Raw genomic sequence first — 17,840 nt, 5'->3', positions numbered from 1 at the left:
GATAAATCCAAGCCGGGGCACTGTAGCGTTCGGTACTTATCAGGGCGGTGGGCAGAACATTACAAATCCGTTAGCCAGGATCAGGCATGCACCTCGTCATGTTCGTCATGCTCAAAGCCGTCGCCTTCGACCTGGACCGTCGCATGGGAAATATCAAATTGCTCATGCAGCAATTCCGTCACCTGGGTGAGGATGTGTTGTTCCGTGCCGGACGCCGAATCCGCCACCAGGTGCGTGCTCAGCACGTTCTTGCCACTGGTGAGCGCCCAGATATGGAGGTCGTGCACGTCCTTGACCCCAGGCACACTGCGAATAGCCTGCTCCACCTGATCGATATCGATACCGTCTGGCACGCCCTGCAGCAGCACGTTCATGCTCTCCTTGAGTAACGTCCAGGTGCGGGGCAACACCCAGAAACCAATCGCGGCCGCGACCAGCGAGTCGACCCAGCCCCAACCGGTAAACAGAATCACCACCGCCGCGATGATCACGCCAATGGAGCCGAGCATGTCGCTCCAGACTTCGAGGTAGGCGCCCTTCACATTCAGGCTTTCGCCACTGGCGGCGCTGAGCAGGCGCATGGCGATCAGGTTGACGATCAACCCCAGCACGGCAATCACCAGCATGCCGGTGGACTGGATCTCGGCGGGTTCACGCAGGCGTTGATACGCCTCGTAGAGGATGTAGAACGCAACGGCGAACAACAGCAACGCGTTGAACGCTGCCGCGAGAATTTCGAAACGCGCATAGCCGAACGTGCGCTTGCGGTCGGCGGCGCGCTTGGCCACTTGGATCGCCACCAGGGAAATGCCCAGGGCCAGGGCGTCGGTCATCATGTGTGCGGCATCGGATAACAGCGCCAGGCTGCCGGTGATAAACGCGCCGATGACCTCGGCAATCATGAAGCTGCCGGTCAAGCCGAGGGCGATCCATAACAACCGTTCGTGACCGGCGCGTACCTGGGCGTGGCTATGTCCTGCGCTCATGGAAAATCCTCTTGAGACGGGTGCGGCGGATCATAGCGCTATAGGCCAACGTCACCGCTACAGGTTGCAAAATTGTCATCCGCGCGCCAGCAGCGCGTCATCCTTGGTGCACCAAAAGTGCACTTGAACGCTCTGGAACAGTTGTATCAGGTATGCTTTTCGAGCAGGAAACAAAAAGAAACATATTTCCCAACCTGTTCGATAAGGAGTCCCGTCTTGGTGTTATCGACTGCTGCGTGGATGGTTCACGACACCCGCCTCATGTTTTGCGTCCTGTTGGCCATCGCCAGCATCATCGTGCTGATCAGCGCGACCAAGTTGCCGCCGTTCCTGTCGATTCTGATCGGCACCTTTATCGCGGGTGTCGGCGCCGGTTTGCCGCCCGAAGAAGTTGCCAAAGCCTTCAGCAAAGGCGCCGGGGCAATCCTCGGTGAAGCCGGCATCATCATCGCGCTGGGCTCGATGCTCGGCGCGTTGATGGCCGAATCCGGCGCGGCCGACCGCATCGCCACCACCTTGCTCGGATTGGGCAAGGGCAAGTCATTGCCGTGGGTAATGGCGCTGGTGGCCATGGTGATCGGCCTACCGCTGTTCTTCGAAGTGGGCCTGGTGATGATGGTGCCAATCATCTTCGTGATGGCCAAACGTTCGAACCAGCCGCTGCTGAAAATCGCCATCCCGGCGCTGGCGGGCATGACCACCCTGCACGCCCTGATGCCACCGCACCCAGGGCCGCTGATCGCGGTGGGCGCGTTGCACGCCGACCTGGGCCTGACCATGTTGCTGGGCTTCTGCCTGGCGGTGCCGGCGGTGATCCTGGCTGGGCCGCTGTATGGCAACTGGTTGTCCAAGCGCCTGCACGTGGATGAACCGGCCGACATCGGCGCGCTGTTCAGCGCACCGCCCAAGGCCCCGCGCCAGCCGAGCTTTGGCGTGTCGTTGCTGATCATTTTGTTGCCGGTGATTCTGATGCTCGGCAGCACCCTGGCCAAAGTCGCGCTGCCGGCCGACAGCACGCTCGGCTTGACCTTGAAGTTCCTCGGTGAACCGCTGATTGCCCTTGGCCTGGCGGTCATCGCCGCAGTCGTTTGCCTGGGCTGGGCCGCCGGCATGCCACGCGCCGATGTTGGCAACACCCTGCGCAAGGCCCTCGCACCTATTGCCGTACTGCTGCTGACCATCGGTGCCGGCGGCGGCCTCAAGCAAACCTTGCTCGACGCCGGCGTCAGCCAGACCATCAGCAAGGTCGCCGAAGGCGCGCACATGCCGTATCTGTTGCTGGCCTGGCTGATCGCCGTGGCCCTGCGCCAGGCCACCGGTTCAGCCACGGTGGCAACCACCACCACCGCCGGCATCCTCGCACCGATGATGGCTGGGCTGGCGGCGACGCAAAGCTCATTGGTGGCCCTGGCCATCGGCGCCGGCTCGGTGTTCTTCTGCCACGTCAACGACGCCGGGTTCTGGATGGTCCGTGAGTACTTTGGCCTGCAGTTGAAGCAGACGATTTGGGTGTGGTCGGTGTTGCAGACCATTGTGTCAGTCGTCGGTTTGGTCGGTACGCTGCTGCTGTGGCACTTCTTGACCTGACGCTCAGGCAGTCAAGGTGTGGCGCTTGCCAAACAGCGCCACACTCCCAACCCCCACCGCGCCCATCACCACGCAATACCCCACGCAAATCCAGGGGCTGGTGGGCATCAACGCGATCAACATCAGCGGCGTGGTACTCGCCCACACTGCATAGGCGATGTTGTAGGTGAAGGAAATCCCCGATACTCGCACCTGCGCCGGAAACAGGCCGACCATCACCGACGGCACCGCGCCCACAACACCGCAACTCAAGCCCGCCAGCGCGTACGCGGCGCCGAGCCAGATGCCCCCGCTGATCAGGCTGGCGTACAGCACGAAAATACCCACCGGCAGCAGCAGACTGTAGACCAGCACCGCGCGCCAGGCGCCGATGCGGTCCACCAACAGGCCGGCGAGCACGCAGCCGATGTTCAGGAACACGATGCCCAGGGCGCTCAAGGCGAAGGTGCGGCTGGGCGTCATGCCGAACGTTTTCTGCATCATGGTTGGGGTGATGACCACCAGGACCACCACCGCGGAAGTGAGCACGCAGGTGAGGATCATCGCCGGCAGCAAGACGGCGCGATGGTCGCGCAATACGGTGCGCAGCGGCAGTTCGGCAGCGGCTTGGCGGCGAGCCTGCATTTCCAGGAACACCGGTGTTTCGCTGAGCCAGCGGCGCAGCCAGACGCCGATCACGCCGAATACGCCGCCGAGCAGGAAGGGGAAACGCCAGGCGTAGTCGAGGATTTCAGCCGGGGTGAAGACCTGCGCCAGCAACGTGGCCGTCAGCGCACCAAGCAGGTAGCCGAAGGTCAGCCCGGCTTGCAGGAAGCCCAACGCGTAACCACGGTGATGACGTGGTGCATGTTCGGCGACGAAGGTCCAGGCGCTGGGGACTTCGCCGCCCACCGCTGCGCCTTGCAATACGCGCAGTACCAGCAGGATCAGCGGTGCGAAATAACCGATTTGCGCATAGGTTGGCATGATCCCGATAAGCAGGCAGGGCAATGCCATCATCAGGATGCTCAGGCTGAACACGCGCTTGCGCCCCAGATGGTCGGCGAAGTGCGCCATCAGGATGCCGCCCAGCGGCCGCGCCAGGTACCCAGTGACGAAGATGCCAAAGCTTTGCAGCAGGCGCAGCCACTCGGGCATTTCGGGCGGGAAGAACAGTTGGCTGAGGGTCAGCGCGAAAAACACGAAGATAATGAAGTCGTAGATTTCCAAGGCTCCGCCCAGGGCGGCCAGGCCCAGGGTTTTGTAGTCGGAGCGAGAAAAACGCTGCGCCTGTAGAACAGAGGTGGCAGTCATGTTGAGGCTCGGCAGGCAAACAAAATGGCGTGCAGGTTATGAGCTGAGCCGGTTGATGGCAATCGCGGCGGATATATTTGTTTTCCTCATGGATCGATGAAGATAACTGCATTCCCATATCAATGGCCGTAGCGGAACATGCCGTAAAACTGCCAAAACCATAATAAATACAAGAGGAATGACTCGTGGCCAATGCTATCGAAGAAAGCCGCTATGCCCGATTTGCCCTGCGTTGTTCAAACTTCGCCGAGCGCTGGTTCCCTGACTCCTGGGTGTTTGCCGCGCTCGCCGTGATCATTGTGGCTGTGGCGACCCTGGGCATGGGCGCCGCCCCCGCCGAAGCCGCAAAAGCCTTTGGAGATGGCTTCTGGAGCCTTATCCCGTTCACCATGCAGATGGCCTTTGTGGTGATCGGCGGTTATGTCGTGGCCAGTTCGCCGCCGGCGGTGAAGTTGATTGATCGCCTGGCACGCATCCCCAAGAACGGTCGCTCGGCCGTGGCGTGGGTGGCGCTGATCTCCATGGTTGCCTCCTTGCTCAACTGGGGCTTGTCCCTGGTGTTCGGCGGGTTGCTGGTGCGCGCACTGGCCCGTCGGACGGATTTACGCATGGACTACCGCGCGGCTGGCGCGGCGGCCTACCTGGGCCTCGGTGCAGTATGGGCGCTGGGGCTGTCGTCGTCGGCCGCGCAATTGCAGGCCAACCCGGCCAGCCTGCCGCCGTCGATCCTGTCGATCACCGGGGTGATCCCGTTCACTGACACGATCTTCCTGTGGCAATCGGGCGTGCTGTTGCTGGCGCTGATCGTGGTGTCGCTGATCATCGCCTACGCCACCGCCCCCGGTCCGAACAGCGCACGTGACGCCAAGGCCTGCGGCGTCGACCCGGCCTTCAACCTGCCCAAACCGCAAGCCCCGACCCGCCCTGGCGAATGGCTGGAACACAGCCCGTTGCTGACCATCCTGCTGGCGCTGCTGGCAGCCGGCTGGCTGTTCCATGAGTTCTCGACCAAGCCGGCGATCAGCGCCATCTCGGGGCTGAACACCTATAACTTCCTGTTCATCATGGTCGGGGCGCTGCTGCACTGGCGCCCGCGCAGCTTCCTCGATGCAGTGGCCCGCGCCGTGCCGACAACCACCGGCGTGCTGATCCAGTTCCCGCTGTACGGCTCGATCGCCGCGCTGATGACCGTGGTCAAGGGCGGCGACGGCCAGACCCTGGCGCACCACATCTCGACGTTCTTCACCTCCATCGCCTCCCACGATACGTACGCGCTGTTGATGGGCGTGTACTCGGCGGTGCTGGGGTTCTTTATCCCGTCGGGCGGCGGCAAGTGGATCATCGAAGCGCCTTACGTGATGCAAGTGGCCAATGACCTGCAATACCACCTGGGCTGGGCGGTGCAGATCTACAACGCCGCCGAAGCACTGCCGAACCTGATCAACCCGTTCTATATGCTGCCGTTGCTGGGGGTGCTGGGGTTGAAGGCGCGGGATTTGATCGGGTTTTCATTCGTGCAGTTGCTGGTGCACACGCCGCTGGTGTTGTTTTTGTTGTGGGCGTTGGGGACGACGTTGAAGTATTTGCCGCCGGTGATGCCTTAATCTGCGGGTGACGCACCTGTTGTTGCAACAGGTGCATTCATGCAGGGGCACTGGGGAGTCGCGCCAATAAATCGGGCAATGCGCTCTGGATTGTGTCCCAAACCACATCAAGGTTGATATCGAAATAACCGTGGGCTATCCGATTGCGCATTCCACGCATGCTCCGCCAAGGAATCTGTGGATGACCCACCGTGAACTCCGGGTGCTGATCCATGATTTTTGTCGACGCTTCACCCAAGATGATCAAACTCATGATCACTGCTTGTTGAGTACGCCTGTCTTCCAGAAACTCCTCTTTGCTCAAGCCTTCGACAAAGGTGATCGCGTCAGTTGCGGCCTGCCTGATGTGATTCAAATAATCCCCAAGGCGGTTCGAGGTCATATCTGCCGAGCCTCTGCCAACACTTTTGCGCGAAACTTCACAGGCAAATCGGCAGGCGTCAGCAAGTCAACATTGACCCCGAGCAGATCCTCAAGCTCGACCTGAAGCCCACCCAGATCAAAAAGAGTGGTTCCGGGGGGGGCGTCGACCAAAAGATCAAGGTCGCTACCCTCTACGTCAGTACCTCGTAACACAGATCCAAACACCCTGGGATTTGAGATGCGAAAACGGCCCACCACTTCTCTGACGGCGGCTCGCTGTAAGTCAAGGGCAGTTGAAGGTTTCACGGTTCACCTCGGTGACAGCCATTATCGAGCCAGTCTAGCAGCGCTCGCCTCCTGTAGACATATGAAGCTCATCACAGCATTTCTAATGCCCTGGCGAAGTATCGGGAAGATTCGGCAGGGTCTTTTGAAACACCTAGGCCGTCATCAATCGGGATGACAACGTCTCCTTCGTTGAGTACAAGGCCCTGCGCGACGATGCTGACCGTCGCATGAGTGCAGTTGTCCAGGCGTTCGGCCGGCATAACAACGTGACAGCGTTCCAAAAAGCCATGGATGTCGCCATGCAACTCCTGCAAACCAGTGTCATTGATGCAAAAAAACCAGACTGACCGACACAGGCGAAGCCATCGTCAAGGATGCGCTGACGGCGCAGGTGGAGTACTTGCGGGCTGGTAGCCAATTGGCATTGCGTCTGCCGTGATCCCTTGACACCCGCCTGTCTTCCTTTCGTCACATTGCATTGCTACCGTCCTGCGAAATATCTTGCAACATCTCGCCAGCAAGGACTCCCCGCAATGAGTGACGATCACGAAGACCGCCCTGCCCCCGACTCCATCGCCCAACCGCCGGTAGATACCAGCCGTCGGCGCTTCCTGGGGGGCGCGGCGGTGCTGGGGGTTGGCGCGACCTTGAGTGCGTGCGGCAATGGCAGCGAAGCACCGGGCAAGCCAGTGGCACGCCCGCTCACACCGCAGGAGCTGGACAAGGCGTTGCACGACCAGGTGAAGACCGTGGTAGTGATCTATGCCGAGAACCGCAGCTTCAACAATCTGTTTGCGGACTTCCCCGGCGTTGAGAAACCGCTGTCGGCGCTTTCTGCCGCCGACACGCAGCAACGCGACCGCGACGGCAGCTTATTGACCACCCTGCCCCCCGTCTGGGGCGGTGTGTTGCAGGTCGGCCCGCAAAGCGTGGATGGGGTGACCTACCCCAGCGAAGTGCAATTCCAGGAAAACCTGCCCAACGCCCCGTTCGCCCTCAAGGGCCCGAACGCCGAAGACCTGCCCTTGAGCCTGGTCACCCGCGACTTGTGGCACGTGTTCTATCAGAACCAGATGCAGATCAACGGCGGCAAGAACGATGGTTTCGTTGCCTGGGCCGACTCCGGTGGCCTGGTGATGGGGCATTACGCCCAGAGCCGTTATTCCCTACGCTTGTGGGACGTGGCCAAGGAGTTCGTGCTCTGCGATAACTTCTTCCAGGGTGCCTTCGGCGGTTCGTTCCTCAACCACCAGTACCTGATCAGCGCCACCGCGCCGTTTTATCCGAATGCCGCGCAGTCGGTGGCCAAGGCGCAGATCGCCACGCTGCAAAGCGATGATCCGACTGACCCGCGCCTCAAACCCCTGGATAAATCCCCGGCCAGCGCCATGACCGGCCCGCCACAGTTCGGCCCCAGTGCGCTGACCCCTGACGGTTACGGCGTGAACACCCTGGCCCCACCCTACTGGCCGACCTGGATTCGCGACCCGGAAAACCCGGACTACGCCAAAGCCGACCTGCCCAACGTGCTGGTGCCGCAGACCCACGAACACATCGGCGACAAGCTATCGAAAAAGAACGTCGACTGGGCCTGGTACGCCGGGGCCTGGCAGGCGACGCTGGACCAATTCAAGGACTCGGGCGGCATTCCGAAGATCCCGAATTTCCAGTATCACCACCAACCGTTCAACTACTTCAAGCAGCAAGGGCCCGAAAACCGTGCGGAGCGTGACAAGCGCCTGCGCGACGCGGGCTTGGGCGACGAATCCAGCACCAACAAGTTCTTCGCCGACGCCGAGGCGGGCAAGCTCCCCGCCGTGACCTTCTACAAACCCCAGGGCAACCTCAATATGCACGCGGGTTATGCCGACGTGGCCTCCGGCGACCGCCATATCGTGCGTGCCCTGAAGGTGCTGCAGGAGAGCCCGCAGTGGAAAAACATGGTGGTGGTGGTCACTGTCGATGAAAACGGCGGCTGGTGGGACCACGTGGCTCCGCCCAAGGGCGACCGCTGGGGCCCTGGTACGCGAGTGCCGGCGCTGGTGGTGTCACCCTTTGCGCGCAAAGGCACGGTGGACCATACGGTGTACGACACGGCGTCGATCCTGCGCCTGATTACCCGAGTCTTCCAGTTGGAGACCTTGGACGGCCTCAAGCAGCGGGATGACGCAATGATTGCCCGCGGCCAGAAACCCATGGGCGATTTGAGCAATGCCTTGCAGTTCAGCGTGTAGGACGGCTTATCCAATAACGACACACCCGACGATTTAGGACGCGGTTTTCCCGGTCAGCCGCTACTGTGTGGAGGTGGGCTTTCATCCCGCGCAGACGGGCTTTCGCTGACAAGGAATCAAGTATGTTCAAATCGACCAGGCTGTCCTTCGCCCTGGCCGCACTGATGGCCAGTGCGGTGGTACAGGCCGACATCGAAGTACCCCTGGGTAGCCCGCAACGGGTGACCCAGTTGTTCGCTTACCCCAATAACTGCAACGTGATCTGCTTTCGTCCATGGACGCTGGAGCAGACCGTCGAGCATTACCTGAACCAAAGCCTGCAACGCGACGGCTACAGTCGGGCCAAGGTCAGTGTCAAAACCCATGAGGGCCAGGTCGTCGCGACCTTCAGTGGCGTACCCGACAGCTACGGGCACCCGCTGACGGCACTGCTCGACACCGCCGACCTGGCCTACCGGGGCGCCAGCAAACTCAACGTCGACGGCAAGTGGGCCTACAACTGGTACCTGTTCCTGCCGTTGGGCATGGCCCTGGAAAACCGCAAGAGCATTGAGCTGCTGCACTTCCCCCCGGATTACTCACTGACCCAGGCCCAGGATTACCTGGAATCGGCCACCACCGACCGCTGGGCCACCTTGCTCACCGACAATGGCATACCGGCCACCGAAACCCCGGCCTACCAGACCATCATCGACATCGCGCCCATCGCCGCACCGTCCAACGCCGGCAAGGACTTGGAGAGCGTCTACGGTTACTTCACCGACTACCAGACCCGCATGGTCAAGGAACTGAGCGTGCGGCCCAGCGGCTCATTGCCAATGGTCGCGTTCGGCGCGCCGGTGCGCAGCTGGATCAAGCAACAATACGGGCAAACCGTGGGGGTGCTGGGCCTGGCGCAAATCAGCCCGGAAGCGGGTAAAACCGTGTCGGTCCTGGGCTCCAACCATCCCAGCTACATCTGGTATGCGGCCAGCCCCGACACCTATGACGGCGACGAGCAGAAGGCTGACGAAGCAGGCTTGAAAGTGATGGGCCAGGACCTGAGTGCCGCCTGCTGGCAAGCCGGGATGGGGCAAAAACCGGCGAGCGATCCGAATGTGCTACTCAAGGCATGCATGAACACCTGGCAGGTCACGCGCAAAGAACAGACCTGTGAATTGTTCTATACCTCGGTGCGCAACCTGAGCCCCGAACAGGCGAATGCCAAATGCGCCACGCCCGCGATCAAGTCACAGCTCAAACAGCTTAAAAACGCCGTTCCCACCCCATCGATCGGCATTCCAGCGCTCTAGAGCGCAAAAAAACCGATTTCTACTGTCAACTCTGACAGTAGAAATCGGTTCAATCTTAAGCGAGTCTTGAGCCGGGCCATCCGCTGCAAGACTGGCAGTCAGACACCATCCGCAGGTCGATGCAGCCCTACCAAGGAGAGTTATGAAGACTCAAGCCATGGATAAGGCTAAAACTGTTGCGACTGACTGCCTCTATCCCTTTGCGACATCGCTGTTCGAGCGCGGCTACCCCTCAACCCGCCAGTTTCAAGTGGTGCGCAACCGAAACGGCGACCCCACGGGGATCAAGGCCCGTGTCGCCTTTGACAGCCGAACGCGCATTGCCAAGGTGTCGGGCTACGCCCTCAGCGAGCGGCGCCAGCACACCTTCCAGATCTCATCGCGTATTCATCTGTACGACCGATGGTTCTGCGGCCTGCTGCGTCACTCTTGCAGCCCGAATGTCTATTTCGACACCCACTATCTGGAGCTATGGGCCGTGGTGCCGATTGCCGTCGGAAGCTGGCTGACCATCGATTACGCCGACAGCGGCGACATCTTGCCCCATCAATTTGCCTGCCACTGTGGCGCGCCCAACTGCCGGGGCTGGATCAAAGGCCGAGAGGAACAGATAAACGCCGAGGGGCTGCGCGTGCTGGAGAGCAAGCGCGGCCCCGAATACCGTTAGGCTTCGCCCAACGGGCGCAGGCGATATTGCGGCGGCAGTTGCTCAAAGCCACTGATGGTGGTGTTCAGGCTCTTCCAGCGGCCATCCTTGATGCCATAGATGCAACCATGGATCGACAGGCTCTGCCCACGGTGCCAGGCGTTTTGCACAATGCTGGTATGGCCGACGTTGGCCACTTGCTGGATCACGTTCAACTCGCACAGGCGATCGACGCGCTCTTCTTCAGTCGGCAACTGGGCCAGCAGGTCACGGTTTTCGTAGTACAGGTCGCGAATGGTGCGCAGCCAGCCGTCGATCAGGCCGAACTGGCGGTCCTGCATCGATGCACGCACGCCGCCACAGCCATAGTGGCCAGTGACGAGGATGTGTTTGACCTTGAGTACATCGACCGCGTACTGGATCACCGACAGGCAATTGAGGTCAGTGTGCAGCACCACGTTGGCCACGTTGCGGTGCACGAATAGATCACCCGGCAGCATGCCAACGATCTCGTTGGCCGGCACTCGGGCGTCAGAACAGCCGATCCACAGGTATTCCGGGGTCTGCTGGCGAGCGAGCTTGGCGAAGAATTCGGGATCTTCCTGTTTGATCGCATCCGCCCAGCGTTCGTTGTTATCAAGCAGGTCTTGTAATTCGTTCATCAGGGAAAGCCTCAGGAATGATGCGCAGTTTTGTGACTGACAACCCGTCGTCCGGGTCACGCCCTGCCGGTGAATAACAAACATGAATCAGCTTGAATCTTTGGGGCGCAGTGCCTGTCCACACACTATAAGCCCCACAGTATGAGGATTGGCCATGACTGAATCACGACGTCCCTACGGTGCTACCCAGCCCGAACCGATTGATGACAACGAAGATCGTATGGGCTCGATGCGCGAGCTGGACTTTGACGAGGACGCACCCTCCGCGCAGACCGGTGATGATTTGACCCCGGAAAACTTGATCCATGAGGATGGCGCGCGGGATGCCAGGGAGGAAGGCGAAGATAATCCGGCGGATTACGATTTGAGTATCGTGAACGAAGATGAAATTGGCGGTGGTAACGGCCTGGATGAGGCCGAACTGGCGGATATCGATCCGGTAGACGGTAACCGCTGACAAAACGTAGTCCTAGATGTGGGAGGGGGCTTGCCCCGATGGCGGTGTGTCAGTCACTCGATGAGCTGGCTGGTCCACTGCTATCGGGGGCAAGCCCCCTCCCACATTGGGCTATGTATTTAGTCGACCAGGGTGCAGGCCATGACGACCGCATCTTCGCGCCCACCGACGGCCGGGTAGTAATCGCGTCGACGGCCGATTTCATTGAAGCCATAGCGCTCGTACAGCCGGAACGCGCCGGTGTTGCTGTCACGCACTTCGAGGAAACATTCCCGCGCGTTGGCCGCATAGGCGCGAGACATCAGGTGTTCCAGCAGCGCCAGGCCCAGGCCACGGCCCTGGTTTTCCGGCTTGACGGTAATGTTCAGCAAATGCGCTTCGTCGAGGATGATCTGCACCACGCCGTGGCCCACTTGCTGCTCGCCTTCAAACATCAACCAGATCTGGTATTTGCCCAGCCCGTCGAGAAAGATCCCGCGGGTCCAGGGATGGCTGAATGCCGCGTATTCGATTTTCAGCACGGCGTCGAGGTCTGCCTCGGTCATCGGGCGGAAGGATAAAGCCTCACTCATCGGTTGTTTTCCAGCGCGCCATCAGCCGGCGCATGGCTTGCCAGACATCAGCCTTACGCTGTGGCTCTTCCATTAATAATTCCAGGCCCGGCAGGGCCCATACCGAGCCCAGGCCTTCGACCTGCAGCTCGCGGTACCACGCCTCGGCATTGGCCTCACCGGCAAAGCGCACGGCAGGCAGGCCGATCAGCCAGAGGCACACGCAGGGTTCGTCTTCCAAACGCGCCGAGACAAAACCTTGGACAAAATCCCGCGCGGCTTCCGGGCCCTGGTCCATCGTGCCGCGCACCAGCAGCGGCCAACGCACGGGGTCGCCGACAATTTGCGGACTGTCGGGCAGGCCGGCGGCGCGCAGCATGTCCTTGAGCAGCATGTAGGCCGGGTCACGGGTCTGGAAGCGCTCGCCGGTAGGCAGTTCCACCAGCAACAGGCAACGTCCGGCCCGTAGCAATTGCAGGGCAAAACGCGGTGGCGGGACGACCGGCGCCTTGACCACGGGTGCCGCCTCTTCAGCGACTACCGGCTTGGCCATCGGCGACGGACGTGGCACCTCGACCTTGGCGCGCTCCACCACCGGCCGCACAGGCGGCTCTGGCTTAACCACCGCCACGGGCGCAGCGGCTTCTTCCCCGGAGGTCTCGAACGCCTCATAGGGATCGAGCGCCTGCAACAACTCGGGCCGCGACGGGGCGGCAAACGGCAGTTCGGTGCGGGGCAGCCAGTTGACCACCTGCATGGCGGTCAAGTAAGCGCGACGTCGGGACTCGATAAGCACAGCTCGGCCACTTGTGGATAAGTAAAGAACGAGGATTCTACCGCTGTTCGGTAACAATCGCCCACTGCGCACTGACCGGCTGTGGATAAATCCCGCGCCTGATGCAGTACAATCGCGACTTTTAATCGCCAACCAGCCGGCCATTCCCATGATCGAACCCAAGCGCGTCCTGCGCGCCCTCGCCGAACACTGGGCCCTACTTGAGCCACTGTGCGAACACTTCGACCAAGGCACGCTGAGCCTGGGCGAGTTGCGCGCACAACTGGCCGCCCAACAATTGGACAGCACGCCCCAGGACATCACCAGCCTGCTGGACGTGTGGATTCGCCTGGATATCCTGGTACCTGTCGCCAAGAGCCCGAACCGTTTCGAGCTCAATGCACAGATCCACGACTTCCTCGCCTATCTTCGCAAGGAGCACCGGCTTGGCCTGTGCCTGGAAATCGAAGCTTACCTGCGCCACCTCGAGCGCTTGGCCGGTTATATCCAGGACGCCTTCGACATCCGTGATGGCCACGACCTGGCGCGGCAACTGCGCCTGCTGGACATGCGTGTGCGCGACGTACTGAAAAAACTCGCCAACGACGAACAGGCCCTCGCTGCCGTGGCCGACCGCGCCAAGACCAGCGACCGGCAGATCCCGTTGCGCCAGCGTTATGCCGAAGTCCTGGCGACCTGGGATGAATACGTCGAACCGATGATCCAACTGGTGAACGCCGACGGCGCCTTCGAGCAAGGCGTGCGCAAGGTGGAGAATGTGCTGCTGCGCATGCTCACCGAGCAACAGCGCCTCGGCCACCTGGTGGACGACGACATGCTGCTGCGTACCCACGCGCGCATTCTCGAGATGCAGACCAGCGCCCAACTGACCTTGCGTCACGCACGGGAACTGCTGTTGCCACTGCGTGAAGAAGCACGTCGGCACAACGCCGTGACCCGTGGCGCAGCACTCGCGCTATCGGCCATCCGCCGCAAAGGCCTGGATGCCGTGCCGCAGGCCGCGATGCCGATGTTTACCCGGCCGCAAAGCACCTTCCTTGGCAGCGCGAGTCAGGTTGAGGCCTACGTATACGCCCTGGCGAACTTCGAGCCGAAACCGGCGCGTTTCCCCAAGGCGCACAAGTCCCATAAAGGCGAAGCCCAGCGCGCACCGCGCACGGTCAAGGAAATGCTCGAACGCTGCGAAGACGCGCTGCCGATGCCGGACCTGATGACCTGGCTGCTGGAACAGGAGCCGGACGGCGCCACCGACGAATTGCTGTATTGGTTCTCACGCCTGTCCCGCGAAAAACGCTTCAAGCGCGAGCGTCTGGAACGCCGCGATTACCACACACACGAGCACCAGGTCAGCCTGCGCTCATTCGCCCTGCTCCCGGCCAGCCCTGACGCGGCCGAGCATTCTGCGAGCACTCCTTATGCATCTTGATCTATCCGAACTGTCCCAGCTGGCGCCGATTTTTCGCGAGCTGTTCAAGGGTTACCACGTCAGCCGCCGCGACCCGGAGCTGTACGCGCAACTGTCGAATTTCCAGGATCAGTACCGTACGCTGTTCAAGGCCCTTGGCTTTGAGCTGGTGTGCGATACCCGGGGCTTCTACTACTTCGTACCCGACTCCGCCATTGCCAGCGCGCAGGTGAACAAGACCGCCCAACGCCTGGCGTTGTTCACCTTCATCATCGTCGAGCATTTGGCCGACCAGGGCCGCGACCCGATTGCCGTGCTCGACGGTGGCAGCCTGGGCCGCGACGAACTGCCCTCGTTGTTGGAAAAGTACCGCGACCTGTTTATCCAGGCCGAAGTGCAGACCCAGGAAGAACTCGAAGAAAAAATCATGCGCCGCATGACCCAATTGGGTTTTGCCAGCGAAGACAACGGTATTTATCGCTTCCTGCCGCCGATGCACCGCTTCCTCGATGTGTGCCTGTCGGTGCAGCAGGACCGCGACCTGGCGGCCAGCGTGCACAGCGTGTTGCCGTTGCCTGCCCCGGTGATCATCGACGAAGACAGCGATGAAAAACTGCTGAAGACCGATGACCCGTTGGACTTGAGTGATTTTGACGACGAAAGCGAAGAAGACGCCCTGGCCCGCGCCATTGCCGAAGAACAGGAGACCGACGCATGAGCAAGGAACGCTACGGCATCCGCCGCTTCGCCCTATTGAACACCGCCGGCTACAGCCTGGGCCTGTTCCCGCTGGAAGAGCCGCTGTCGGTGTATGGCGCGAACAACCTGGGTAAATCCGCGTCGATCAACGCCTTGCAGTTCCCGATCCTGGCGCGCATGTCGGACATGAGTTTCGGCAAGTACACCCTGGAACAATCGCGGCGCTTCTACTTTGCCACCGACACCAGCTACATCCTCGTAGAGGTCTCCCTGCCCCACGGCCCGCATGTGATCGGCGTGGTCGGTCGCGGCCCGGGAGGCGGCTTTGGTCACCAGTTCTTCGCCTACGCCGGCAAGCTGGACCTGGCCCACTATCAGAAAAACGACACCTGCCTGCGTCAGAAAGAACTGTTCACCAACCTGGAGCGCGAGGGCCTGAAAGCCTACGAGCTCAAGCCCGATGAACTACGCCGTTTGCTGGTGGGCGGCCACACGTCGATCCCGCTGGACCTGACCCTGATCCCGCTGCGTTCCACCAGCGAACAGAGCCTGAAGACCTTCCGCGCACTGTTTATCAACCTGCTGCACATGCGCGAAATCACCGCGGCCAAGCTCAAGCAATTGTTCCTCGATGCGTTCGAGCACAGCCTGCGCTCCGGCAGTGTCGATTACATCGCCGCGTGTGAAGAAGCCTTCCGCGACGTGCGACGCATGGAGCAGGACTACAACTCCCTGGTCGCCGCAGGACCGCTGGTTGAAGCACTGGCCAATGGTGTGAAACAGCGCGACATCCTGCGTGGCAAATTGCATCGCCTGTCGCCGCTGCTGGATTCGCTGCTGGGCACCTGGTCGGACTACGCCAGTGCGCGCAAGGAAGAGCTGACCATCCAGGCCGAGCACTACCGCAACGAGCAGGACGCGCTGCAAAACGACCAGCGCGGCGGCACCCAGGAGCTGATGCGCCTGGAGCGGGAAATCAGCGGTATCCAGCGTTGGCTGGGCGAGCTGTCGGTGCTCAAGCATCGATTTGCCCTGGTCGATGACGTCAAGGTGCTGGAACAACAGCTGTTGGCGGCCAAAGATGCCCACGATGAACTGGCCGGCGCCCTGGCGCAGTCACGGCAGTTCAGCGCCGAGGATTTGGACGAGCGTCTGCGCGACCTGGAAAAACGCTTGAAGTCGGTCAAGCAGCAGCTTGATCACGCGGATAACAATAGCTACGCCAAACTGCGTGAAGAATTCTCACAGCAGGATGTCGAGCGTCTGATGCGCTTGTTCAACAGTTCTCTGTTCAGCCTGCCGTTGGGCGAGCATGGCATTACGCTGGATGAGGACGGCCAGTGGGTCAAATCCCTGGAACTGATCCTGGATGGCTTCAAGGGCGAGCGTTTCGAAGTGCCGGGGCTGTCCATCGACATCTCGCACATCGAGCCCCCGGCATTACAGGCCCTGGCGGATCGCGCGGCATTGCGTGACCAGAAAGAACGCCTGGAGAAAGAACTCAAGCAGCTCAAGACCCAGCAGGCCGTGGCCTCTGACCGTGCCGCGAGCAAGACCCAGACTGAAGCGCTGTACCAGCAGGTGCTGGACGCACAAAAAGCCCTCGAAGACTTCCGCCGCGCGCAGACCCTGAGCGCCGAAGAAGGTGAGAAGCTGGAACAGCTGGCGCAAATGGAAGCCGCCCAGGATGAACTGAAGCGCTCCAGCGATGCGTTCACCGAACGTGTCCAGCAACTGTCGGCCAAGCTGCAACTGGTCGGTCGCCAGATCGGCGATATGGAAGCCAAGCAACGCACCCTGGATGACGCCTTGCGCCGTCGTCAGTTGCTGCCGGCGGACTTGCCGTTCGGCACGCCGTTCATGGACCCGGTCGACGACTCCATGGACAACCTGTTGCCGCTGCTCAATGACTATCAGGACAGCTGGCAGGGCTTGCTGCGCGCTGATGGCCAGATCGAAGCGCTGTACGCCCAGGTACGCCTCAAGGGCGTGGCCAAGTTCGACAGCGAGGATGACGTGGAGCGTCGCCTGCAACTGCTGATCAACGCCTATGCGCACCGTACCGATGAAGCACTGACCCTCGGCAAGGCACGGCGTGCGGCAGTCACCGATATCGCGCGGACCCTGCGCAATATCCGCAGCGACTATGACAGCCTTGAGCACCAGTTGGCATTGTTCAACCGCGAGATCAACAAGCGCCAGGTGTCCAACCTGCAAAGCTTCCGTATCGTGCTGGCCCCCAACAAGGAAGCCCTCAAGCATATCGACCAGATCATCCACAGTGCCGGTCAGTATGAAGAAGGCGAAACCCTGTCGGTGTTCGACCTCAGCCAGAGCGCCGAGCAGGACAACAAGAACGAAGAGGCCAAGGAATACCTGGCGCGCCTGGTAGCGGCAAACCATAACCAGTTGGGCCTCAAGGATTTGTTCGAGTTGGCCTTCGAGATCACCAAGGTGCATGGTCAGCCGGTGATCCACACCGACATCGATGGTGCCGCGTCCAACGGCACCACGATGACAATCAAAGCGCTGACCAACATGTATTTGTTGCTGCACTTGATGGACCGCGACCAGGCCGGTCGCGTACGGCTGCCGTACTATCTCGATGAAGCCGCGGATATCGACGAGAAGAACCAGGCCGCATTGCTGGAGACCAGCCTGCAACTGGGCTTCGTGCCGATCCTGGCCAGTGTGAAACCGCAGGTCTCAGCCCAGGTCGCAATCGACTTGGAGGGCGGCAGCGGACCTAACGGGATCTATATCGATGAGGCGGATTGGAAGTACATCCGCCGCCACGATGTGGTGAAGGCCACGGTGAATGTGCAGGCGGATGAGCCGGAATTGGATGAGGTCTGACGCTCGGCGTTGAAATGCAAAAAGGCCGCGATCTGATCGATCGCGGCCTTTTTTTTGGGCTGGGTTTTACGTCGTCTTTGAGGCCCCATCGGGAGCAAGCTCCCTCCCACATGTTGAATAC

16 protein-coding genes and 1 pseudogene are annotated in these 17,840 nt (G+C 61.0%); 10 read left to right on the top strand and 7 right to left on the bottom strand.

The genetic code is table 11. The annotated features are described in order from the left end of the window. Window positions 1–80: 80 nt before the first annotated feature. The gene (locus P2T68_RS04915) at window positions 81–986 is read right to left on the bottom strand and encodes a cation diffusion facilitator family transporter (protein WP_024073227.1); all 906 of its coding nucleotides are present in this window, start codon (window positions 984–986) and stop codon (window positions 81–83) included. 216 nt (window positions 987–1,202) lie between these two features. On the opposite strand from P2T68_RS04915, the gene P2T68_RS04910 reads away from it, so the two are divergent. Further along, window positions 1,203–2,573: a gluconate:H+ symporter gene (locus P2T68_RS04910; RefSeq protein ID WP_024073226.1), complete on the top strand. Its 1,371-nt coding sequence runs from the start codon at window positions 1,203–1,205 to the stop codon at window positions 2,571–2,573. Between the two features lie 3 nt (window positions 2,574–2,576). On the opposite strand, the gene P2T68_RS04905 is transcribed toward P2T68_RS04910, so the two are convergent. Beyond that, the gene (locus tag P2T68_RS04905) at window positions 2,577–3,866 is read right to left on the bottom strand and encodes an MFS transporter (RefSeq protein WP_277379112.1); all 1,290 of its coding nucleotides are present in this window, start codon (window positions 3,864–3,866) and stop codon (window positions 2,577–2,579) included. Window positions 3,867–4,051: 185 nt separating this feature from the next. Here P2T68_RS04905 and P2T68_RS04900 point away from each other — a divergent pair, with 185 nt between their 5' ends. Next, complete coding sequence (locus tag P2T68_RS04900; RefSeq protein ID WP_193690151.1) at window positions 4,052–5,470, top strand: TIGR00366 family protein; 1,419 nt, start codon at window positions 4,052–4,054, stop codon at window positions 5,468–5,470. Between the two features lie 37 nt (window positions 5,471–5,507). Here P2T68_RS04900 and P2T68_RS04895 read toward each other — a convergent pair whose 3' ends face one another. Then, window positions 5,508–5,852 carry a DUF86 domain-containing protein gene (locus tag P2T68_RS04895; RefSeq protein ID WP_024073223.1) on the bottom strand — a complete coding sequence of 115 codons (345 nt, stop codon included), beginning with the start codon at window positions 5,850–5,852 and terminating at the stop codon, window positions 5,508–5,510. Next, window positions 5,849–6,139, bottom strand: coding sequence for a nucleotidyltransferase family protein (locus P2T68_RS04890; protein WP_024073222.1), 291 nt, complete (start codon window positions 6,137–6,139; stop codon window positions 5,849–5,851). Before P2T68_RS04890 ends, P2T68_RS04895 begins: the two co-directional genes overlap by 4 nt. A gap of 143 nt (window positions 6,140–6,282) precedes the next feature. On the opposite strand from P2T68_RS04890, the pseudogene P2T68_RS04885 reads away from it, so the two are divergent. From P2T68_RS04885 to P2T68_RS04870, 4 genes and pseudogenes are all read left to right on the top strand, one after another. Beyond that, window positions 6,283–6,560: pseudogene (locus P2T68_RS04885) on the top strand (hypothetical protein). Window positions 6,561–6,654: 94 nt separating this feature from the next. After that, window positions 6,655–8,355 (top strand): acid phosphatase, encoded by a 1,701-nt coding sequence (acpA, locus tag P2T68_RS04880; RefSeq protein ID WP_102624509.1) that lies wholly within the window; start codon window positions 6,655–6,657, stop codon window positions 8,353–8,355. Window positions 8,356–8,477: 122 nt separating this feature from the next. After that, window positions 8,478–9,647, top strand: coding sequence for a hypothetical protein (locus P2T68_RS04875; RefSeq protein WP_024073219.1), 1,170 nt, complete (start codon window positions 8,478–8,480; stop codon window positions 9,645–9,647). Window positions 9,648–9,789: 142 nt separating this feature from the next. After that, window positions 9,790–10,314: a hypothetical protein gene (locus P2T68_RS04870; protein WP_024073218.1), complete on the top strand. Its 525-nt coding sequence runs from the start codon at window positions 9,790–9,792 to the stop codon at window positions 10,312–10,314. On the opposite strand, the gene can is transcribed toward P2T68_RS04870, so the two are convergent. Then, window positions 10,311–10,955 (bottom strand): carbonate dehydratase, encoded by a 645-nt coding sequence (gene can / locus P2T68_RS04865; RefSeq protein WP_010213394.1) that lies wholly within the window; start codon window positions 10,953–10,955, stop codon window positions 10,311–10,313. The genes P2T68_RS04870 and can overlap by 4 nt on opposite strands. 154 nt (window positions 10,956–11,109) lie before the next feature. On the opposite strand from can, the gene P2T68_RS04860 reads away from it, so the two are divergent. Next, entirely contained in the window at window positions 11,110–11,412 is a 303-nt protein-coding gene (locus tag P2T68_RS04860; RefSeq protein ID WP_024073217.1) for a hypothetical protein, read from the top strand. 119 nt (window positions 11,413–11,531) lie between these two features. On the opposite strand, the gene rimI is transcribed toward P2T68_RS04860, so the two are convergent. Next, the gene (gene rimI / locus P2T68_RS04855; protein ID WP_003188286.1) at window positions 11,532–11,984 is read right to left on the bottom strand and encodes a ribosomal protein S18-alanine N-acetyltransferase; all 453 of its coding nucleotides are present in this window, start codon (window positions 11,982–11,984) and stop codon (window positions 11,532–11,534) included. After that, a complete protein-coding gene (locus tag P2T68_RS04850) occupies window positions 11,977–12,720 on the bottom strand; it encodes an energy transducer TonB (RefSeq protein ID WP_277379734.1) in 744 nt (247 codons plus the stop codon). Before P2T68_RS04850 ends, rimI begins: the two co-directional genes overlap by 8 nt. A gap of 187 nt (window positions 12,721–12,907) precedes the next feature. On the opposite strand from P2T68_RS04850, the gene mksB reads away from it, so the two are divergent. The 3 genes from mksB to mksF are packed head-to-tail and all read left to right on the top strand — an operon-like array spanning window position 12,908 to window position 17,719. Beyond that, the gene (mksB, locus tag P2T68_RS04845) at window positions 12,908–14,185 is read left to right on the top strand and encodes an Mks condensin complex protein MksB (RefSeq protein ID WP_069075245.1); all 1,278 of its coding nucleotides are present in this window, start codon (window positions 12,908–12,910) and stop codon (window positions 14,183–14,185) included. Beyond that, complete coding sequence (mksE, locus tag P2T68_RS04840; protein WP_024073214.1) at window positions 14,175–14,882, top strand: Mks condensin complex protein MksE; 708 nt, start codon at window positions 14,175–14,177, stop codon at window positions 14,880–14,882. Before mksB ends, mksE begins: the two co-directional genes overlap by 11 nt. Further along, window positions 14,879–17,719 carry an Mks condensin complex protein MksF gene (mksF, locus tag P2T68_RS04835; protein ID WP_024073213.1) on the top strand — a complete coding sequence of 947 codons (2,841 nt, stop codon included), beginning with the start codon at window positions 14,879–14,881 and terminating at the stop codon, window positions 17,717–17,719. The genes mksE and mksF overlap by 4 nt, the downstream gene beginning before the upstream one ends. Window positions 17,720–17,840 lie beyond the last annotated feature (121 nt).

The sequence above is a fragment of the Pseudomonas sp. G11 genome, assembly GCF_029457515.1.
In the GTDB taxonomy this organism is placed as follows: Bacteria; Pseudomonadota; Gammaproteobacteria; order Pseudomonadales; family Pseudomonadaceae; genus Aquipseudomonas; species Aquipseudomonas gorinensis.
Note: the sequence above shows the minus strand (reverse complement) of the source record. Positions and strands in the feature narration are given on the sequence as shown.